The organism is Ensifer sp. (genome assembly GCF_031989085.1).
GTDB lineage: Bacteria > Pseudomonadota > Alphaproteobacteria > Rhizobiales > Rhizobiaceae > Ensifer.
This window is the reverse complement of the sequence record NZ_DALZXU010000001.1, coordinates 2141245-2160202: the sequence shown is the minus strand read 5'-3', so window position 1 is coordinate 2160202 and position 18958 is coordinate 2141245. Positions and strand designations below refer to the sequence as shown.

The 18958-nt window shown below is 63.3% G+C and carries 21 protein-coding genes; 9 read left to right on the top strand and 12 right to left on the bottom strand.

The annotated features are described in order from the left end of the window. Positions 1 to 68: 68 nt before the first annotated feature. From RTP54_RS10500 to RTP54_RS10455, 10 genes are all read right to left on the bottom strand, one after another. Positions 69 to 2141: an ASKHA domain-containing protein gene (locus RTP54_RS10500; RefSeq protein ID WP_312362438.1), complete on the bottom strand. Its 2073-nt coding sequence runs from the start codon at positions 2139 to 2141 to the stop codon at positions 69 to 71. A 161-nt stretch (positions 2142 to 2302) separates the two neighbouring features. Further along, positions 2303 to 2650, bottom strand: a complete 348-nt coding sequence (locus tag RTP54_RS10495; RefSeq protein WP_112811068.1) for a hypothetical protein — start codon at positions 2648 to 2650, stop codon at positions 2303 to 2305. 47 nt (positions 2651 to 2697) lie between these two features. Then, positions 2698 to 2940 (bottom strand): hypothetical protein, encoded by a 243-nt coding sequence (locus RTP54_RS10490; protein WP_312362436.1) that lies wholly within the window; start codon positions 2938 to 2940, stop codon positions 2698 to 2700. A 99-nt stretch (positions 2941 to 3039) separates the two neighbouring features. Beyond that, positions 3040 to 4005, bottom strand: a complete 966-nt coding sequence (locus tag RTP54_RS10485; RefSeq protein ID WP_312362434.1) for a methyltetrahydrofolate cobalamin methyltransferase — start codon at positions 4003 to 4005, stop codon at positions 3040 to 3042. A 99-nt stretch (positions 4006 to 4104) separates the two neighbouring features. Next, on the bottom strand, positions 4105 to 5196 hold the full coding sequence (locus tag RTP54_RS10480) for a methylenetetrahydrofolate reductase (RefSeq protein ID WP_112811065.1): 1092 nt from the start codon (positions 5194 to 5196) through the stop codon (positions 4105 to 4107). Then, complete coding sequence (locus RTP54_RS10475; RefSeq protein WP_312362432.1) at positions 5193 to 5801, bottom strand: methylenetetrahydrofolate reductase C-terminal domain-containing protein; 609 nt, start codon at positions 5799 to 5801, stop codon at positions 5193 to 5195. The genes RTP54_RS10480 and RTP54_RS10475 overlap by 4 nt, the downstream gene beginning before the upstream one ends. Continuing rightward, positions 5794 to 6096, bottom strand: a complete 303-nt coding sequence (locus tag RTP54_RS10470) for a virulence factor (protein WP_112815678.1) — start codon at positions 6094 to 6096, stop codon at positions 5794 to 5796. Before RTP54_RS10470 ends, RTP54_RS10475 begins: the two co-directional genes overlap by 8 nt. 361 nt (positions 6097 to 6457) lie before the next feature. Continuing rightward, positions 6458 to 7261, bottom strand: a complete 804-nt coding sequence (locus RTP54_RS10465; protein WP_312362428.1) for a formyl transferase — start codon at positions 7259 to 7261, stop codon at positions 6458 to 6460. Positions 7262 to 7356: 95 nt separating this feature from the next. Beyond that, entirely contained in the window at positions 7357 to 7620 is a 264-nt protein-coding gene (locus RTP54_RS10460; RefSeq protein WP_312362426.1) for a DUF1488 domain-containing protein, read from the bottom strand. A 93-nt stretch (positions 7621 to 7713) separates the two neighbouring features. Beyond that, a complete protein-coding gene (locus RTP54_RS10455) occupies positions 7714 to 8022 on the bottom strand; it encodes a hypothetical protein (RefSeq protein WP_112815676.1) in 309 nt (102 codons plus the stop codon). A 478-nt stretch (positions 8023 to 8500) separates the two neighbouring features. Between RTP54_RS10455 and RTP54_RS10450 the strand changes: the two genes are divergently transcribed. From RTP54_RS10450 to RTP54_RS10440, 3 genes are all read left to right on the top strand, one after another. Continuing rightward, positions 8501 to 9940 (top strand): DUF1254 domain-containing protein, encoded by a 1440-nt coding sequence (locus tag RTP54_RS10450; protein ID WP_312362423.1) that lies wholly within the window; start codon positions 8501 to 8503, stop codon positions 9938 to 9940. A 166-nt stretch (positions 9941 to 10106) separates the two neighbouring features. After that, positions 10107 to 10559 carry a VOC family protein gene (locus tag RTP54_RS10445; RefSeq protein ID WP_312362421.1) on the top strand — a complete coding sequence of 151 codons (453 nt, stop codon included), beginning with the start codon at positions 10107 to 10109 and terminating at the stop codon, positions 10557 to 10559. A gap of 62 nt (positions 10560 to 10621) precedes the next feature. Further along, positions 10622 to 11854: a GGDEF domain-containing protein gene (locus tag RTP54_RS10440; protein ID WP_312362419.1), complete on the top strand. Its 1233-nt coding sequence runs from the start codon at positions 10622 to 10624 to the stop codon at positions 11852 to 11854. A gap of 55 nt (positions 11855 to 11909) precedes the next feature. On the opposite strand, the gene RTP54_RS10435 is transcribed toward RTP54_RS10440, so the two are convergent. Then, positions 11910 to 12530, bottom strand: coding sequence for a DUF1638 domain-containing protein (locus tag RTP54_RS10435; protein ID WP_312362417.1), 621 nt, complete (start codon positions 12528 to 12530; stop codon positions 11910 to 11912). Between the two features lie 38 nt (positions 12531 to 12568). Here RTP54_RS10435 and RTP54_RS10430 point away from each other — a divergent pair, with 38 nt between their 5' ends. Continuing rightward, positions 12569 to 12727: an entericidin gene (locus RTP54_RS10430; RefSeq protein ID WP_112811057.1), complete on the top strand. Its 159-nt coding sequence runs from the start codon at positions 12569 to 12571 to the stop codon at positions 12725 to 12727. A gap of 73 nt (positions 12728 to 12800) precedes the next feature. Here the strand turns inward: RTP54_RS10430 and RTP54_RS10425 are convergent, their stop codons facing one another. Then, complete coding sequence (locus RTP54_RS10425) at positions 12801 to 13499, bottom strand: corrinoid protein (RefSeq protein WP_053252923.1); 699 nt, start codon at positions 13497 to 13499, stop codon at positions 12801 to 12803. Positions 13500 to 13834: 335 nt separating this feature from the next. Here RTP54_RS10425 and RTP54_RS10420 point away from each other — a divergent pair, with 335 nt between their 5' ends. The 5 genes from RTP54_RS10420 to RTP54_RS10400 all read left to right on the top strand — a co-directional run bounded on the left by RTP54_RS10420 (position 13835) and on the right by RTP54_RS10400 (position 18957). Beyond that, positions 13835 to 15409, top strand: a complete 1575-nt coding sequence (locus RTP54_RS10420; protein ID WP_112811056.1) for a trimethylamine methyltransferase family protein — start codon at positions 13835 to 13837, stop codon at positions 15407 to 15409. Positions 15410 to 15516: 107 nt separating this feature from the next. Then, a complete protein-coding gene (locus RTP54_RS10415) occupies positions 15517 to 16221 on the top strand; it encodes a 4Fe-4S dicluster domain-containing protein (protein ID WP_112815667.1) in 705 nt (234 codons plus the stop codon). 134 nt (positions 16222 to 16355) lie between these two features. Beyond that, positions 16356 to 16907: a hypothetical protein gene (locus RTP54_RS10410; RefSeq protein ID WP_312362404.1), complete on the top strand. Its 552-nt coding sequence runs from the start codon at positions 16356 to 16358 to the stop codon at positions 16905 to 16907. A gap of 678 nt (positions 16908 to 17585) precedes the next feature. After that, positions 17586 to 18335 carry a phosphodiester glycosidase family protein gene (locus RTP54_RS10405; RefSeq protein ID WP_112811122.1) on the top strand — a complete coding sequence of 250 codons (750 nt, stop codon included), beginning with the start codon at positions 17586 to 17588 and terminating at the stop codon, positions 18333 to 18335. A gap of 94 nt (positions 18336 to 18429) precedes the next feature. Further along, complete coding sequence (locus tag RTP54_RS10400) at positions 18430 to 18957, top strand: RNA polymerase sigma factor (RefSeq protein ID WP_112811052.1); 528 nt, start codon at positions 18430 to 18432, stop codon at positions 18955 to 18957. The last annotated feature ends 1 nt before the right edge of the window (position 18958 follow it).

Here is an 18958-nt window from a genome sequence, read left to right as displayed (position 1 = left end):
TCGACTGTTTAACCATTCCAGCCGTCAATTCGGCGAGGTGTCCGCTCGGAGCTGGAAGAGGTCAGTCGTTACTCCCGGCTGCGCCTGCGCCTGCGGCCGCCGCCTTCGCCATCGTCCGCTGCCACCTTGGGTTCTGGCCAGGTGACGACCTGAGAGAGCTTCGGGAAGGCGTCGACCTTGTTCGGCATCGCCATGGCGTTGATGAAATGCTCCTGAAACTTTGATTCAAGAGCCGTTTCTATCTTCTCGATTTTGCTGACGGTTTGCTCGATCTCGCGGCGGTGGCCGCGGTTCAGGAGCGCCATCAGCGCGCCGGTGCCGGCGGCATTGCCGACGGCCTTCACTTCCTCGAGATCGCAGTCCGGGATCAGGCCCAGCACCATGGCGTATTTCGGATCGATGAAGGAGCCGAAGGCGCCGGCAAAGCGGATGGTGTCGACATGGTCGATATCGAGCTTTTCCATCAGCAGCTTGATGCCGGCATAAAGGGCGGCTTTCGCGAGCTGGATGGCGCGGATGTCGTTCTGCGTCACGGTGATGCGCTGCTGGCCCTCGTGCAGCAGGTAGGAGAAGGTGCGGCCGTTCGGGATGATGCGCGGGCTTTTTGCCGCCATCGCGCCGTCGACGACGCCGTCCTGCGAGATGATGCCGGAGAGATACATCTCGGCGACGATCTCGATGATCGCCGAGCCGCAGATGCCGGTGACGCCGACGGAGGCTGCGGCTTCCGCAAATCCCTCCTCATCGGACCACTTGTCGACGCCGATGACGCGGAAGCGCGGCTCGAGCGTTTCGGGGTCGATGCGCACGCGCTCGATGGCGCCGGGTGCTGCGCGCTGGCCCGAGGAGATCTCGGCCCCCTCGAAGGCGGGTCCTGTCGGCGAGGAGGCGGCGACGACACGCTCCCTGTTGCCGAGCACGATCTCGGCATTGGTGCCGACATCGACGAGCAGCATCATCTTGTCCTGGCGGTACGGCCCTTCGGAAAGCGTGGCGCCGGCGGCATCGGCGCCGACATGGCCGGCGATGCAGGGCAGCATGTAGAGCCTTGCGCCGCGATTGACGTCGATGTCGATCTCGTGCGCCCAGTACTGCAGCGCGCCGGAAACGGCGAGCGCGAACGGCGCCTGGCCGAGTTCGGTCGGGTCGATGCCGAGGAACAGATGGTGCATGATCGGGTTGCCGACGAAGACCATGTCGAGAATGTCGTGGCGGTCGACCTCACCTTCGGCGCAGACCTTGCCGATCAGGCTGTTGACCGCCTCGCGCACCGCCCTGGTCATGGCCTCGCGGCCATCCGGGTTCATCATCACGTAGGAAACGCGGCTCATCAGATCCTCGCCGAAGCGGATCTGCGGGTTCGAGGTGCCCGACGAGCCGACGATACGGCCCGACAGCAGCGAGACGAGATGCATGGCAATGGTCGTCGAGCCGATGTCGCAGGCGATGCCATAGGCCTCGTTCTTCAGGCCCGGCCACAGGCCGACGATGAAGGGGCGCGAGGAATCCATGTCGCGATGGATGGCGGCGGTGACGGCAAAATTGCCCTTGCGCAGGATGCCCTGCACCTGCGGGATCAGGTGCGGCGCGATCAGCAGATCCTTCCAGCCCCAGTCCTTTTCCAGCATCACCTTGAGGCGGTCGAGATCGCCGAGCGGCTTGTGCATGTCGGGCTCGTCGACCTCGACATAGCAGAGCTGGATGGCGGCGTTGCGCTCGATCACGCGGTCGGTTGCAGCCTTGCGCACCACCTGCGCGTTGATGACGGTGTCCTGCGGCACGTCGATGACGAGATCGCCGAGGATCTGGGCGGAACAGGACAGGCGCCGCCCGTCCGGCAGGTCGCGCACGGAGGCGTAGCGCTGCTCCTTGGGGCCGAGCGGCGAGATATGATCGTTGGAGGAGACGATCTTGTGCTTGGCGAAGTTGCCTTCCTGCACCTCGATCTGACAGCGTCCGCAGGTGGCGCGGCCGCCGCATACGCTTTCGACATAGACGCCGAGCGAGCGGGCGGCATCGAGCACCGGGGTTCCGACCGGAAACCGGCCGCGCTTGCCCGACGGCATGAACAGAACGAGGGGATCCTTATGCGCGGCTTCGGTCATGTTGGTCTCGATCTCGGAAGTGCCTTCGATGCGCATTCTGTTCTGTCTTTCCTAAAGCCCGCTTCGGCTGGTGAGCCCAAGCACGGGTAAACGGCTCCAGACTGCACCGGAATGCAGCCTGATAGTTGTCAGATCCCGACATGGAAAGATCTGCGAGCATCATTTCCCGCGGGTTGTGCGCCCGCGGGCCTATCGGTTCACGACGATTTGCGCGACAGCCGCCGTGCATTGCCGCGCACGCGTGTGCCGTAGGGCTTGAGCGCGGCGGCGGCGATCGCCGTGCCGCCCAGGCCGAACGACGCGTTGCCGCCGGTCATCAGCCGCATCGTGTTGTCGAAGGCGGCGCGCCAGAGCGCCATGTTCACCGCCATCGCGCTCTCGGCGGTGGCCGCGACCTTCTCCGAAACCATGCGGGTGATCTCGGTCGAATCCTGGCTCTTGCCGGTCAGGGCCGCCATCTGCATCTCGTGCAGCCGAAGTGCCATCACGAATGGAGCCTCGAAAAAGAGCGTGAACGTGTCCAGGTGAAGTCGGCGCGTTGTCATCGTTGATCCCTACTCTTGTGCCGCGACAGCGGCGGTCGGATGCCTGACTATGATGCCGTGGTGAGCTTTACGGCTGCGATTGCCCAGGCAAACGCGGCCGCCAGTGTGATCGAGCTTGCCCGGGAAAAGACCTTTATGACTCTTTCCTGCGAGCCGAAGTCGATCCTCTTGGTGAATGCCGCCAGTAGTATGACGGCAAGCACGGCGAGGTTTGCAAACAGGACCGGCAGAACGTAGATCCTGAGCGCAGCGTAGAACCTTTTGAACTCGGCCGCATCCTCAAACAGCACATGCGATGAGGGCCAAGGGAACGATCACGGCAAAGAGGCGCAGGTAGCTTCTCGTCAACGGATTGTTCCTCTGGTCGCGGTTCGACGCTGATCGAAAAACTATTCGCTTGCCGCAGCCCCGCCGGTGCGTCCAGCGCGGCCGCCGCGACGGCCGCCGGAGGCTGCCGGTGCTGCTGCTGCCGCCACGGCGTGGCCGCCTTCTGCCGGCTTGTGGTCGCGGTAGGTCCTGATCCAGTTGGTGCAGTTGGCGTCGGTGCCGTTGAGCACATTGGCGGCGCGAACGGCCTCCATTTCCTGCGGGCGGCAGGGGTTCATGATCGCCGACGTCATGCCGGCGCCGATGACCATGGGGATGAAGCCGGCGTTGATGCCGTGGCGATGCGGCAGGCCGAAGGAGATGTTGGAAAGGCCGCAGGTGGTGTTGACTTTCAGCTCCTCGCGCAGACGGCGCAGCAGCGCAAACACCTGGCGGCCAGCGTCGCCCAGCGCGCCAATCGGCATGACCAGCGGATCGACCACGATGTCGTGCGGCTTGATGCCGTGATCCATGGCGCGCTCGACAATCTTCTTGGCAACGGCAAAGCGCACGTCCGGATCCATCGAAATGCCGGTCTCGTCGTTGGAGATGGCGACCACCGGCACGTCGTATTTCTTGCAAAGCGGCAGGATCGCCTCGAGCTTTTCCTCTTCGCCCGTCACCGAGTTGACCAGCGGCCGCCCCTTGGCGACGCGCAGGGCCGCCTCGATCGCCGCCGACACGGAGCTGTCGATCGACAGCGGCACGTCGACGAGGCCCTGGACGATTTCCAGCGTCTTGACGAGCAGCGGCGGTTCGGTCTCGTTCGGGTTGACGGCGGTGACGCCGGCATTGACGTCGAGCATGGTTGCACCGGCTGCCACCTGTTCCAGCGCATCCTTGATCACGGTGTCGAAATTGCCCTCGATCATTTCGGCGGCCAGCTTCTTGCGGCCGGTCGGGTTGATGCGCTCGCCGATGACGCAAAAGGGCTGGTCGAAGCCGATGATGATTTCGCGGGTGGCGGAAGCGACGATGGTACGGGTCATGTCAGATCCTTTGATCCTGTGGCGTCGGGTTTCGTTATCGCACCCGTTGATCGATGAAAGCGGCCGGGCTTGCCGGCGCCGGTGTGTCTGTGAACGTCGTCAGTGAGGGTGGTGGGCTGCAGCGCCCGCCATCTCCTGCTGGTTTTCTTCCTTGCCTTCGCGAATGTGCTCCAGCCGCTCGGCCACCAGCGCATCGGCCGGCAGCGTCTCGCGCTTCCAGGGCTGGCGGCCCTTCAAGACGCCGGATTCATGCACGATCTCTGCGACATATTCTTCCTGCCGGTAGGCCATGACGTGGACGCCGGAGACGCCCTTGATCTCCTTGACCTCGTTGATGATGTCGATGCAGAGCTGCTTGCCTTCCTTCTTCTGGTCCTGCGCGCCTTCGAGCCGCGTGATGATGCTGTCGGGAATGTGGATGCCGGGCACGTTGGAGCGGATCCAGCGCGCTGTCTTGGCCGATGCCATCGGCCCGACGCCGACGAGGATGAAGCACTTTTCGTCGAGCCCGAGGTCGCGCACTTTCTTCATGTATTCGCGGAACATCGGCACGTCGAAGCAGTACTGGCTCTGGACGAACTGTGCGCCGGCCTCGATCTTCTTGGCGAGGCGATAGGGGCGGAAGTCGTAGGGCGGCGCAAAGGGGTTGATGGCGGCGCCGAGAAACACCTGCGGCGGCGTCGTCAGCTTGCGGCCCGACAGGAATTTCGAGTTGTCGCGCATGATGCGCACGGTTTCGAGCAGCGACATGCAGTCGAGGTCGAAGACCGGCTTGGCGCCCGGCTGGTCGCCTGCCTGCACGCCGTCTCCCGTCAGGCACATGATGTTCTGCACGCCCATGGCGGAAGCGCCGAGCACGTCGCCCTGGATGGCGATGCGGTTCTTGTCGCGGCAGGCGATCTGCATGATCGGGGCATAGCCCATGCGGGTCAAAAGGGCGCAGATGCCGACCGAGGACATGTGGCAGTTGGCGCCGGACGCATCGACCGCGTTGATGCCGTCGACCCAGCCGTCGAAGATCGCCGCGCGCTCATAGACATCCTGCGGATTGGCGCTGTCGGGCGGGTTGAGCTCGGCGGTCACGGCAAATTCGCCGCGCCGCAGCACGCGCTCGAGCCGTCCGCGCGAGGAGTGTCCCGGCAGGGGATCGAGCGGCGCGCCGGGATCGTATGGGTTGTAATCGGGGCTCATGCCTGGTTCTCTTTCGCCTGGGCCTCGCGCCGGGCGGCTGCTTCCGCCGTCACCCGCAGCCAGGAAGACGTTTCGCGCAACGACTGGTTCACCGGCTGCTGCACATTCAAGATCGCATCACCCCTCGTCATGTTCTGCGAGCCTTTCCACGCCTGAACCCAGACGCACGGCATATCCGGCTCGACCTCGCAGTTGCCATTGGCCCTGACGCCACCACAGGGGCCGTTGCGCAACTGCTTGGGACAGTTCATCGGGCAGGACATGCCGGTCGACGACAGCGCGCACTGGCCGCACATGCGACAGTCGAAGAGGAAGCCCTTGACGTGACGCTCGACGAAGGTGACGGGTCGCTCCACCCTGCTGTAGCCGATCGCCTTCCACAGCGGATGCAGAAGCAGGAACAGGTCGGCGAAGCGGTGGTAGAACCATTCGAGGAAGCGCGAATTGCGCACGGCCCAGAGGCGGACCGTGTATTTGTGGCGCGAGCGACGGCTCGGCGAGACGCCGGCAGGCGTAAAGGCACCCGTTGCGGCCTTGGCGCCGGGGGCCGCATTGCCCTTGACGATGGGCGGCTGCGCGGCGGCTGCGGCCTTCGGCTCAGCCATTGTCGCGGCCTCCGGACTTGACGAGAGCGACCAGCCGCTCGCGGTCATAGGCGGCCTCGAGTTCGGCTGCTGCCCGGTCGGCTTCCGCCTCCAGCTCGTCGGAGACCGGCTGAGGCTCGGCCTTGCGCCACTCGGCAAGATAATCGTCGGTTTCGGCAGCGCCGGTGCGCATGGCGCACATGTCGATCGCCTCGGTGAAGCGCAGTGACAGCTCGCGCTTGGCGGTCGTGCGGCCCTTCTTGATGATGACCTGGGCCGGGATGTCGCGCCAGTAGACGATAATGCGATCTGCCATCGGGTGTCGTTCTCCTCTTCCTGCATGTTTGCCTTGATCGGATCCGATCGAAGGCCAAGGACATGCAGCACTCCCAAGCGCTCCAGCGACCTTTGCACGCCTGAACGATGCGTGGTCCCGAAGTCAGACAATGCGCATGTCCCGACGCGGTGGCTCACCTCGCCACGACGTTGGATATGTCCAAAAACGACGCCGCTCCGCAAGCTCCAGGGCTTGCCGCACTCTACGCGCTGGCACGGCGCGGGCAAGCCCGCGCGCCGGGTTATCCGGTCGCCGGTGACATCAAGACATTACAGGGTGTTACGGCCGTTTCGCATCGCTCTAGCATGGGCCGCGCGGGGCCGGGCTGTCTGTTGTTTTTCTACCAGATGCCGCGGCGAATTCCGTTGCCGAGCCAGGTCCAGATCGGCGGGTGATACCATTGTTGCGACGGACCTGCGACATCGACGGGGCGCAGCCGGCCCCTAAGCGCATCCTCGACGGCGGCAATGGCGATGCCGGTGGATGCGGCGGTCTGCAGCAGCGGGTAGGTGTGCATCGTATCGGCGCGCGCTGGCACCTGTCGGGATTGGTAGAGGACGCTGCCGGTGTCGACGCCTTCATCGACGAGATGCACGGTGGCGCCAAAATTGCCGACGTCGTCGTTGATCCGCGCCCAGTAGCCGCCCATCAGGCCGCGATACAAGGGATTGATGCCGGCATGGAAATTGATGACCGGGCAGGGGATCTGCGCCAGCGTCGCCGGCTTCAGCATGCGGCAGCTGATGAGGAAGACGACCTGCGGGGCGACGGCCCGGATCTGCGAAACGGCGGCTTCGTCGTTGACGGATACGATCTGGCGAACGGGCACGCGCGCGTCGGGCGTGCCTGAGACGCCGTAGAGCGCGAGAATTTCTGCGGCCCGTTTGCGGGTGAAGCGCTTTCCGAAGCGCGAAGCAACCATGGTTGCCAGCTGCCCGATCGCATTCGGCCAGCCGAGTTTTTTCGCCCGGCGGCGCAGGAAGGGACCCTTCGGTTCCGGCTGTTCCTGGAAAACGACGATATCGTCGAAGCGCTGGGCGAGCGCATTGATCATGATCCAGGGATTTTCCCCGCCAGCCGTCACCACGACGATGCGGCCTGCTTGCCTGGCCGAGGTATTGTTCTGTTTGTCTGCGTCCGCCATGCCGGCCCCTGATGCTTTGCTCACACCAGATATGACGGCTGCGCCGTTACCGCCGGCTTAAGGGCGGATATCGGCAACACATGGCTTGCTCGGCCCTAGCGGAAGTCCGCGGCCGTCAGGACGTAGATCGTGCGGCGGCCATGGGCATAGGTCGCCTTTGCCGCCTCGTAGATCTTGCCGCGTGCGGCGTCGAAAGCCAGGAGGCAGGCCGCTTCGGTCGTACGGGTGGGGGCATCACGCGACAGCGCCGCCGCCTCCACGTAGAAAGGCACTTCGAACATGCCATCATGGCCGAGGAAGCGAACGGCGTTCCTCGTGTCGTCGAAGCTTCGGCTCTGGTTGGGGAAGCTCAGTGGCATGGCGTCATCCTTCTTGGCTGTAGTCGTTGGCGCAGGCGCAAGCCCGCGGGTGGCAATGTGACGTCGTGCAACGCCATCACAGCACATTGACCCCTAAAGGATATGCGTTCTCCTGAACGTGCGGTCGGCCAGGGCCGGACCGTCCTTGCCGCCGCTGGCAACCACTTCGAGATTGCTCTCGTCCGCCACTCGCTCATGAATTTCCCGGCTGCTCTGGATGCGATACTGGAGCGCATTGTCGCGGATCGGCAGCGTCGCGGTAATGCGATAGGTTTCCCCGGTGGTGGACTCCCGCGTCAGTGGGTCTTTGGTGCGCACGAGCTGGCCAACGTGAAAGCGGTGGATCGGCGGCGCGCCGGCCGGGGTGCGGATACTGCGTTTCGTGAAAGATAGGGCATTCATGATGGCCTTGGTCCTCCTCAAGCGTTGGTACGTTCAACCGGCGGGAACAACCATGTCGCGTTTTCGCGCCGGCTGCCGACGGTTGGAAGATCCTCGCTGTAACGGGGCGGACGAACAGACGGCTCGAAAGAGATCGGCTTCGAGACGAAGCGTCGGCCGCAAGCACCGAAAGCGAGCTTGCCAGTCTGTCGAGAATTCAGGGGATTGGGGCGGTTCGAAGCTCTGATACCGCGAAAGCCACATTCGGCCAAATCAACTTGGCTCCACCATAGCGCGTTGATTGAGTTTCAATTGAGGCGGTTGTGCATGTTTGCTTGCCCGGGTGGCGGGCAGGTCCGCACCGCGCGATGCCGGCCAGCAAAAAACGGCGTCCAGCTCTGGCGTTTTCAGGATGTGATTGCGCGCCGCACAATGCCTGGTGGCATGAATTAGCATGTGCTAACGTCCGGGCGCGAAGAGAAAACAGGAGGAGGAAACCATGGATCTGACACGCCGCGCCGTTGCGCTGGGAGGCGTTGGCCTGCTTGCCAGCGCATCGTTTACAACCGCGAATGCCTTTGAATCTCCACTGATCGATCCGATCGAGGCGGCCGACGAATTCTGGCTGGCAGTCGAAGCCTATATCTACGGCTATCCGCTGGTGACGACGGAGATGACGCGCCGGGTCGTCACCAATGTCGAAAAGCCGGTGGGAAGCAAAGGCCCGATGGGTCACATCATCAAGCTGCGCGAATATCCGGGCCCGGCCTTCAAGGACGTCACCGCGCCGAATGCAGACACGCTCTACACCACCGCCTTTGTCGATGTCGGCAAGGAGCCCTGGGTGCTGTCGATACCGGACATGAAGGATCGTTTCTTCCTGTTTCCGATGCTCGATGGATGGACGACGGTTTTCCAGGTGCCCGGCAAGAGAACGACGGGCGGTGCTGCGCATTCCTACGCGATAACCGGCCCCGGCTTCAAAGGTCAGGTGCCGGACGGCGTCACCGAATACAGGTCGCCGACAAGCCTCGTCTGGATTCTCGGCCGCATTTATTGCGACGGCACGCCGGAAGACTACAAGCTGGTTCACGCGCTGCAAGACCAGTGCAAGCTGGTTCCGCTCAGCGCCTATGGCAAGGACTGGACGCCACCGCCCGCCAAGGTCGATCCTGATATCGACATGAAGACCGCCGTGCGCGAGCAGGTCAATCGCATGGATGCGGTGGAATACTTCACGCTTCTAAGCGAACTGATGAAGACCAACCCGCCAACGGCAGCGGATGCGGGCACGGTGGCGAAATTCGCCCAGATCGGCATTGTCCCCGGCCAGGATTTCGACAAGACCAAACTGGACGGCACATGGGCCGGCCGTGTCCCGGAGTTCGCGTTTCACCGCATCATGCTGCATTTCAAGTTCAGCGACGGCGACATCAAGGACGTCAATGGCTGGGGCTACACCACCAGCACCGGGATCTACGGCACCAATTATCTCCAGCGCGCTTTGATCACCGCCATCGGCCTTGGGGCCAACAGGCCGCAGGATGCCGTCTATCCGACGTCGCTGAAGTCGAAGGACGGCCTGATCGCGCGCGGCTATCACGGGTCGAACAACTACGTCGTCACCTTTCCCAAGGGACAATTGCCGCCGGTGCGGGGGTTCTGGTCGATCACGATGTACAACGACCAGTATTTTTTCGTCGACAATCCGCTCAATCGCTACTCGATCAGCGCCCGGCAGAACCTCAAGGCCAATGCGGACGGTTCGACGGATATCTATATCCAGCACGAATCCCCCGGCGCGGACAAGGAAAGCAACTGGCTGCCGGCGCCGAAGGACAAATTCATCCTTATGATGCGGCTCTACTGGCCGGACGACAGCCCGCCATCGATCCTCGATGGCTCGTGGGTCATCCCGGCGGTGAAGAAGGCGGGGTAGCCGCAGGTCAACACATAACTGTCCGCTGTTCTTCGACCGCGATGGACATTCCCTCGCGGTCGACGTCGGTGAAATGCGCCGCTGACCGCAGTCCGCGCCGAAGCGCGTCTTTCGCCATCCTTCACCCATGGATATGGTTGCCTCATAGCCGAGGAAATCAACCGTCATGAGACTTGCTCACATCAACCTGGTCGCCCGAGACGCGGACGCGCTGGCGGGGTTCTACATCGATGTCCTGAAGTGCGAGCCGCTGCGTGAGCCCAGGATGCTGTCAGGCGAAAAAGTGTCGCGCGGCAATGGTCTTTCGGGCTGCGAGATATACACGATCTGGCTCAAATTCCCCGAACTCGAACGGCCCTTCCTGGAGATACACGAGCATAAGGTCACGCATGACCGGGATCAGCCAAGGGTGAACGAGCCCGGTTTGGGGCACCTGTCATTTCAGATGGAAGATATCAGCGCCGTGCTATCGGACATCATCCAGGCCGGCGGAGCGCAGATCGGTGAAATCACCGACTTCGGCACGCCGGAAAAGCCATATCTGATCGCTTATGCGCGCGACCCGGAGGGAAACGTGCTCGAGCTTGAGCAGGTATCAACGAGGGTTGCGTCTCTTTAGGGCATCTTCAGTTATTTGTGTCACCAGTCGGTTGTCCGTTTCAAGAGACCGGAGAACCGATGATGAGCGTCGTGACGCTAGGAGACGTTGACCGCCAGATCGGCCGCGGATTTAAGTTCCTGCGTTTTGCGCCCGCTATCGAGGCCGCATTCCTTCGCGATTATGCCGCCAGCCGCGTTCGTCTCGCGGTCGTCTGGGCCGTCATCGGGACGTTGATCTACGACAGCGTCTATTTCGGCGATGCGACGATGATGCCGGATGTGTTCTTCGAGCTCGTTGTCGTCCGGTTCGGCATCTTCACGCCCTTCGCGCTTTTCAGCGTGCTGGCGCTGCGGCGCTGGCCGAGCGCGCGCAACTACGATCTGCTTGCAATCTCGGTGGCCGTGCTCGGCGTGTCGCTGCCGATGTCGGTCGCCGTCTTCAGTGAAAGCCCGTATCTGTTCGTCTACCAGAACGGCAATGTCGCGGCGTTCCTGTTCTTCGTCATTGCGCTCAGGCCGCGATTCCCGACGATCATGATCGGGCTCCTCGTAATGTGCGCCGTGCAGTTCACGACGACGAAGCTGAGCGGCGCCTTCGACGACGTCGTCTATACCGGCATTATCACCTTCTACGTGACGCTCGCGATCTTCCTGGCGATGAGCGCCTATGTCATGGAGCACAAGGACCGGCTGAATTTCCTCAACCAGCTGCGCGGCAGCCTGTTGCACGCCGAGCTGGAGCGCAAATCCGAGCGCGACGAACTGACGGGGCTCTTCAACCGCCACTCGCTGGCGCGGGTGCGCCAGTCGCTGTGGGCGGGGCCGGACGCCGGCACCACGCTCGCCGTGATCATGCTCGATATCGACCGCTTCAAGCTCTTCAATGATGTGCACGGCCACATCGAGGGCGACGAATGCCTGCGCGCCGTCTGCGACAGCATTCTCAAGGAAGTTGGCCCTGCCGGCGAGACCTTCCGCTTTGGCGGCGAGGAGATCCTGGTGCTGATGAGCGATGTCGAAGGGCGGCAGGCGCGCGATATGGCCGAGAAGATCAGGGCGGCGATCGAGGCGCTCGGCATCCGCAATCGCGGCCTTGCCGACGGTCAGGCCGTCACCGCAAGCCTTGGCGTCGTCCTCGGCAAACCGGCGGAAGCGACGCTGGAAGACCTGCTTCGCGCAGCCGACGCTGCGCTCTACCAGGCCAAGCGGGACGGGCGGAACACGGTTTCGATGTTCGACGGCGCGTGGCGCGGTCCAGGTGGCGCAGCCGCCGGCAAAGACGGCAATGCGCGCTCCATCCTGATGGCGAGCTGACGGTCGGCCGTTCCTCTGCGGACGGGTATGGCGGCTTGGCGCGCCCCTGGTTGGATCAGGCGCTCAGGAGCGATGTCGTCAGATCGCCATAGCCGGTGAAGCGATACTCGTATTCGAGGCCGAGATATTCGGCCGCTTCCTTCGCCTTTTCCTTCAGCGCCTCGTCCTCCTGCTGCGAGAGGTAGACGAGCTTGCGGTAGTGGCCGAAATACATGTCCCTGAGCTCCGGATGCCGTTTCAGGCCAAGAGGCTCGATCACGAAGGCCTCGAACTGGCGGGCGAGGAAATCGGTGAGGAAGAAGGCTGTCAGATCGTCGTCCCAGCGGCTGGCAAAGGCCTCGTTGCCGGCAAAGAAGGAATAACAGTGCGGACCGGGGATGCGCTCGACGCCTTCCTCCGCGCACAGCCGGTCGAGGTGGCCGCCGGTGCCGCAGTCGGCATAGGCGACGAAGATGCGCTCGAAACCGCGCTGGCGGGCCGCGGCGATTGCCTCGCGCACGCCGGGGGTGATCCTGTCGGGGGTGTTGTGCCAGATGGCGGGAAGACAGGTAAGGTCGACATGGTCGAGCCGGTTTGCCTGACATATGGCAAGAATTTCGCGCGCGATCGCGCCGCAACCGATGACGTGAACTTTTTCCGGCGTTGTGCGTTCTATAGTGCGCGATACAATTTCCATCTCGATCCCACTACCCACCAATGTGAAGGAAGCTGGCCATGAAAGCACAAACCATTGCGACCGTCAGTGTCATCCTGATCGCGCTGACGACGCTCAGCGCCTGCGGCAACACGATCCGCGGCATCGGTCAGGATACCGCAAACACGGTCAACGCGACACAGTCGGCCGGCAAGAAGGTGGCGAACGCCGCCAACTGACGTCCTTCGCAGATGAAAAAAGCCGGCCGCAGACATCGTCGCTGCGGCCGGCTTTCATGGTATTCGGGCAGGCTCAGCCGGCAGCGAGCAGGTTGTGCTTGCGCTTCATGAAATCCTTAGCCGTCTCCACCGCGATGGCCGCGTCACGGCAATAGGCGTCGGCGCCGACGGCCTTGCCGAACTCTTCGTTGAGCGGCGCGCCGCCGACGAGCACGACATAGTCGTCACGCAGTCCCTTTTCCTTCAAGGTATCGATGACGACCTTCATGTAGGGCATGGTGGTGGTCAGGAGTGCCGACATGCCGAGGATGTCGGGCTGCTCGCGCTCGATTGCTTCGAGGTAGTTCTCGACCGGATTGTTGATGCCGAGGTCGACGACGTCGAAGCCGGCGCCTTCCATCATCATGCCGACGAGGTTCTTGCCGATGTCGTGAATGTCGCCCTTGACGGTGCCGATCACCATCTTGCCGAGCTTCGGGGCACCGGTTTCGGCCAGAAGCGGCCGCAGGATGAACATGCCGGCCTTCATCGCATTGGCCGACAACAGGACTTCCGGCACGAACAGGATGCCATCGCGGAAGTCGACGCCGACGATGCGCATGCCTTCGACCAGTGCCTGGGTCAGGACGTCGTAGGGCGTCCAACCGCGCTTGAGCAGGATGTTGGTGCCGTCCTCGATCTCTTCCTTGAGGCCGTCATAGAGGTCGTCATGCATCTGCTGCACGAGTTCCTCGTCGGAAAGGTCCTCCAGAATGATTTCATCGTCTGCCATAGTAGGGTTCCTCGGTTCCTGGCACGGCCGGGCAAAAATCCGGGCACGTTCAACAATCAATAGCGGGCGACCTGTAAAAATCTGTTTTCGAAAGCGACGTCGCATATGGCAAAAAGCGACGGAGAGCCGCTTCTTTCGGGGCCTATATATTCTTAACAAAAACAATATATTCGCGCCATGCGGTTTTTGGCCGGCAATGACGCAGTCGGCAGTGTTCGAGTTGCGCCACTCGTTGGCGCATTGAGACCCGTACAGTCCCTGCGGCTTGGTAGCATGAGGGCCAATCGGTGCTTGAAGGCGCAGGATATCGAAATGCGCGGGAGAGGAATGAGTACATGAGCGACGTGACAGAACAGGACGCGGTTGAGGGTGGCGGTCGCCGCTCGCGTGGCGAGGGGCGGGGAGCGGCAGCGCGGCGTGCCTCGCGCACCGGCGGCGGACCGGGGCCATCTCTGCCCTATATCCAGCGCAAGATCAGGGAATACGAGGTCCTCGACGAGGAAGGCCTCCAGCTGATCGAACGCAACGCCGATACGATCCTCGAGGAAATCGGCATCGAATTCCGCGACGACGCCGAGGCGCTGGAGCTCTGGAAGCAGGCCGGCGCCGACGTGCGCGGCCAGCGCGTTCACTTTCCCAAGGGCCTTTGCCGCGAACTCCTGAAGACCGCGCCGTCGGAATTTACCTGGCACGCCCGCAATCCGGCCCGCAGCGCGCAGGTCGGCGGCAAGGCGACGATCTTCGCGCCGGTCTACGGCCCGCCCTTCGTGCGCGACCTCGAAGGTGTCCGGCGCTACGCAACGATCGAGGACTTCCGCAATTTCGTGAAGCTCGCCTATATGGCGCCGTCGATGCATTCGTCCGGCGGCACCGTCTGCGAACCCGTGGACATTCCGGTGAACAAGCGTCACCTCGACATGGTCTACAGCCACATCAAATATTCCGACAAGCCGTTCATGGGCTCGGTGACCGCGCCCGAGCGCGCCGAAGACACCATCGCCATGGCCAAGATCGTCTTCGGCGACGAGTTCGTCGAAAACAATTGCGTCACGCTCAACCTGATCAACGCCAACTCGCCGATGGTCTTCGACGAGACCATGGTGGGCGCGCTCAAGGTCTATGCGCGCCACAACCAGGCCTGCGTGCTCTCGCCGTTCATCCTGTCGGGCGCCATGAGCCCGGTGACGGTGGCCGGCACGCTGACGCAGATCCTGGCCGAAGTGCTGGCCGGTGCCTCCTTCACCCAGCTGATCCGCAAGGGCGCGCCGGTGCTGTTCGGGACGTTCGCCGCCTCGATCTCGATGCAGTCGGGAGCGCCGACCTTCGGCACGCCGGAGCCGTCGCTGGTCTCCTATGGTGCGGCACAGCTCGCCCGACGTCTGAAGCTGCCGTTCCGCACCGGCGGGTCGCTCTGCGGCTCGAAGGTTCCGGACGCCCAGGCGGCGCACGAATCGGCCAATACGCTCAACATGACGCTGCTTGCCGGTACCAACTTCGTGCTGCATGCGGCCGGCTGGCTCGAGGGCGGTCTGATCTCGTCCTACGAGAAGTTCATGATCGACCAGGACCAGCTCGGCATGATGCAGAAGATGGCCGAAGGCATCGATCTCTCCGAGGATGCGCAGGCGCTGGACGCCATCCGCGAAGTGGGCCCCGGCAGCCATTATCTCGGCTGCGCCCATACCCAGGCCCATTTCCAGACCGCGTTCTACCGCTCGCCGCTGGCCGACAACAATTCCTACGAACAGTGGGAAGTGGAAGGCGAAAAGCGCATCGAGCAGCGCGCCAATGCGCTTTGCCGCAGCTGGCTGGAACACTACGAGGCGCCTTACCTCGATCCTGCGATCGATGATGCGCTCAAGGCCTTCATCGACCAGCGCAAGAATTCGATGCCCGACGCTTTCACCTGAAAGGGTCCCGAGAGAGCCAGGGAGCAAGGCGGCGCGGCGCAGGTGGCTGACATGATCCAGAAGGAGGTCTGGCGCCCGCATTACGATCTACAGGGGCCGAAACCGAAATGACGGCGCCTTCCGCATCTGCGGACACTCGACTTGAAACCGTCCGTGCGGCTCTTGGGCCGCACGGACTTTTTTTGCGCGGAACGCTGAATTTCGCCCGCGACGACGCCGCGCCGCTTCTGGCAGACGGTCGCCCGGCGGCCGGCGTGGTGTTGATCGGCAATATCGGCGGTTCGCTCTGGCAGCCGTTCGTGCGCTGGCGTGAAAGCGCGCCGGACCGCGGCGGCGCCGATCCGCTCGACCACTGGTCAAAGGTGGTCATCGGCGAGATCGCTCGTGCCCATGGAGCCACGGCCTATTTCCCGTCGGATCCGCCCTGGCAGCCATTCCAGCAATGGGCGATGCGGGCGGAGGGCCTCAGACCTTCGCCATTGGGCATCCTCATTCATCCGCGCTTCGGGCTATGGCACGGCTATCGCGGCGCGCTGGCCTTCGACAGCGCCTTGCCCGAGGGCGGCGCGCGATCGGCCGCGCACCCTTGCGACAGTTGCGTGGAAAAGCCCTGTGTCTCCGCCTGTCCCGCCGGCGCGCTCGAACGGCTGCATTTCGATGTCGGACGCTGTCGCGGCCATCTCGCGACGGAGGCGGGCAGGCGCGGCTGCCTTACACACGCTTGCCTTTCCCGCGATGCCTGTCCCATTGGTCAGGACTTTCGCTATCCGCCCGATCAGCTACACTTTCACATGGCCGCCCTGCACCTCTAAGCGCCGTCCACCGACGCCAAGCTGTGGAAGAACAGCGTGCAAATACCGGGAATGACTAAAATTCGAGCTTTTCTGGAAACGCAAAATTTCCGGATTTATATCGTTTTGGACAGTGTGGCGTTGGAGGCCATCTCATGACACGCAGTCCAGTGGTATCGCCGAGCAACTTCCCCCCGCGCTTGTCGCGCGAGGACGTCGATGCGCAGGTCTCGCGCCTGGACAGCATTCACGCCGCCAATTCGCAGCTTCTCGACGAGGCGTACAAGCGCCTACTGGCGATCGCCGGCGCCCATGCCGCCGTCATTGCCGCCTGCATCGCCGGCTTCAGCGGGCTGTTCGAGGCTTCCGGAACGGGCGCCAATCTGCTGCCGCAGGCGATCGACCTGCTACGCAAGGCGGCGCTCGTGGTCAGCTGCATCGGGCTGCTCGTCACCTTCTTTGCCATCGCCAACAATTACGGCGAGGTGCAACGGCTCGGCCGCAAACATGCGAGCAATCTGCGCTACACATTGCAGGAAAAGCGTCTGCTGACCACATTGTCGCGCGAGATCCTGCCCGGCGATCCCAAGTCATACCTCAGTGGTGGCGTTGCCGGCCTTGCCTGCCTTTCGGCGATCTTTGGCCTGGCCGCGGCCGCCGGTTGTTTCGTGCTGGCCAGCATTGCCGGATTTCTCCCCGGGGTGTGAATGCGGGGGGCGTTGCGATGTGACGTTGCTCGCATTCGTCGCACGCCGGAAGAGGGGCGCTGCACACGCGCAGGCGTTCGACAAGCCACATTCGGTTGCGGCCATGGCACTGACCTCTGCTCTCCCGCATCTCTGTGCTCGTCACAGAGATCCAGCGGTGCCACGTCTGCGGTACGATAGGTCTAGCTATTGATACGGCGCTGTGCGGGTTCCTTCACGCCGCGGACGCGCCGTGGCTGGACCCCTGTGACGAGCACAGGGTGAGGGGGAGAAGACGGACGGCGCAGGGGGGCAGTGGCGTTGGCGGCAGTTGCGGTGGCGGCGTTGGCGGTGTTGGAGGCAGTTGTGGCACCGACCTTCCCCCACCCTCATCTCTGTGCTCGTCACAGAGATCCAGCGGTGCCGCGTCTGCGGCACCAGACGACTAGCTATTGATGCGGCGCAGAGCGGTTTCCTTCACGCCGCGGACGCGCCGTGGCTGGACCCCTGTGACGAGCACAGGGGTGAGGGGAGAAGACGGACGGCGCAGCGGTGTTGGCGGCGGTGGTGATAATCCGCCTGCCTGGCCGCCGGCCTTGCAGGCAGGCTTCACCATGCTATCCGCTTTTTCCTCGCGCCTGCGCCAGAACCGCCGCAATCTGGATGATGCTGGGCGACTGATTCCATTGGGTGTTTTTCATGCCGCTGTTTCCGAAGCCTTTTCTTGTTGGTGCCGTTCTTTCCGCCGGACTTGCCGGCCCGGCGCTCGGCGCCTGCCGTGATGTCAGCCATCTCGGGCAGGACTACATCGCCTGCACCGTCGATCCGGCGGAGAATGACATCCGCCTCTACAACAAGGATCAGGCGGGCGTTCCCTTCCGCTCGTTCCGGGCGCTGTCGCTGGAGCTGCGCCACCGCGACGAATACATGCTGTTTGCCATGAACGGTGGCATGTATCACGACGACCTGTCGCCGGTGGGCCTGCATGTCGAGGAGGGGCGCGAGCAGGCGCCGCTCAACACCAACACCGGCTGGGGCAATTTCCATCTGCTGCCGAACGGCGTCTTCTATGTCGACGGCGGCAAGGCCGGCGTGATGGCTGCGGACGCCTATCGCGATGCAGGGATCACCCCTCGCTTTGCCACCCAGTCCGGCCCGATGCTGGTGATCGACGGCGCGCTGCATCCGCGCTTCCTGCCCGACAGCACCAGCCTGAAGACCCGAAACGGCGTCGGCGTGACGAAAACCGGCGAGGTGGTGTTCGCCGTCTCGAAACGGCCGGTGCGGTTTCACGACTTCGCCACGCTCTTTCGTGACGAACTCGATTGCCCCAATGCGCTCTTTCTCGACGGCACGATCTCCAGTCTCTACGCGCCCGACATCAACCGGCACGACCGGCTGTTCCCGATGGGGCCGATGATCGCAGTCGTCGGAACGTTTCCACGCTAGTTTTTCCTGGGCCGAAGATTTTTTCGCGCGGGACCCCAAGGAATTGCCGCCGTGCAACGTCTAAGGTCTGAAACAGCTGGGAGCGGGCACGCCATTGGACGCTGAACTTGTCGACAAAGCGGTGTCTGGCGACAGACAGGCGTTCGGCCAACTGGTCGAGCGGCACTATGATTTTGTCCATGCCGTCGCCTGGCGCTGGTCGGGAAACACCGCGGATGCGGAGGATATCGCCCAGGATGTCTGCGTGCGGCTCGGCTCGGCCATTCGCGGCTTTCGCGGCACCAGCCGGTTTCGCACCTGGCTCTACACGCTCACCCTCAATGCCGCCCGCGACCACAGGCGCCGCCAGACGCGGGATTGCACCGGGATGCAGGCTTATGCCAGCGAGCAGGCGGTTCTCGGCGCAGGTGATACCGGCGAGGACGAGCGCGAGCAGGCGCTCTGGACGGCGGTCAGGGGGCTTCCGGAAAAGCAATGCGACGCGGTGCTGCTCGTCTATGCCGAGGGGATGAGCCATGCCGCCGCCGCCGACGTGCTCGGATGCTCGGAATCAACCGTTTCCTGGCACGTGCATGAGGCGCGCAAGCGGCTGAAGACAGTGCTTGGCAAGGAGGCCGTGTGAT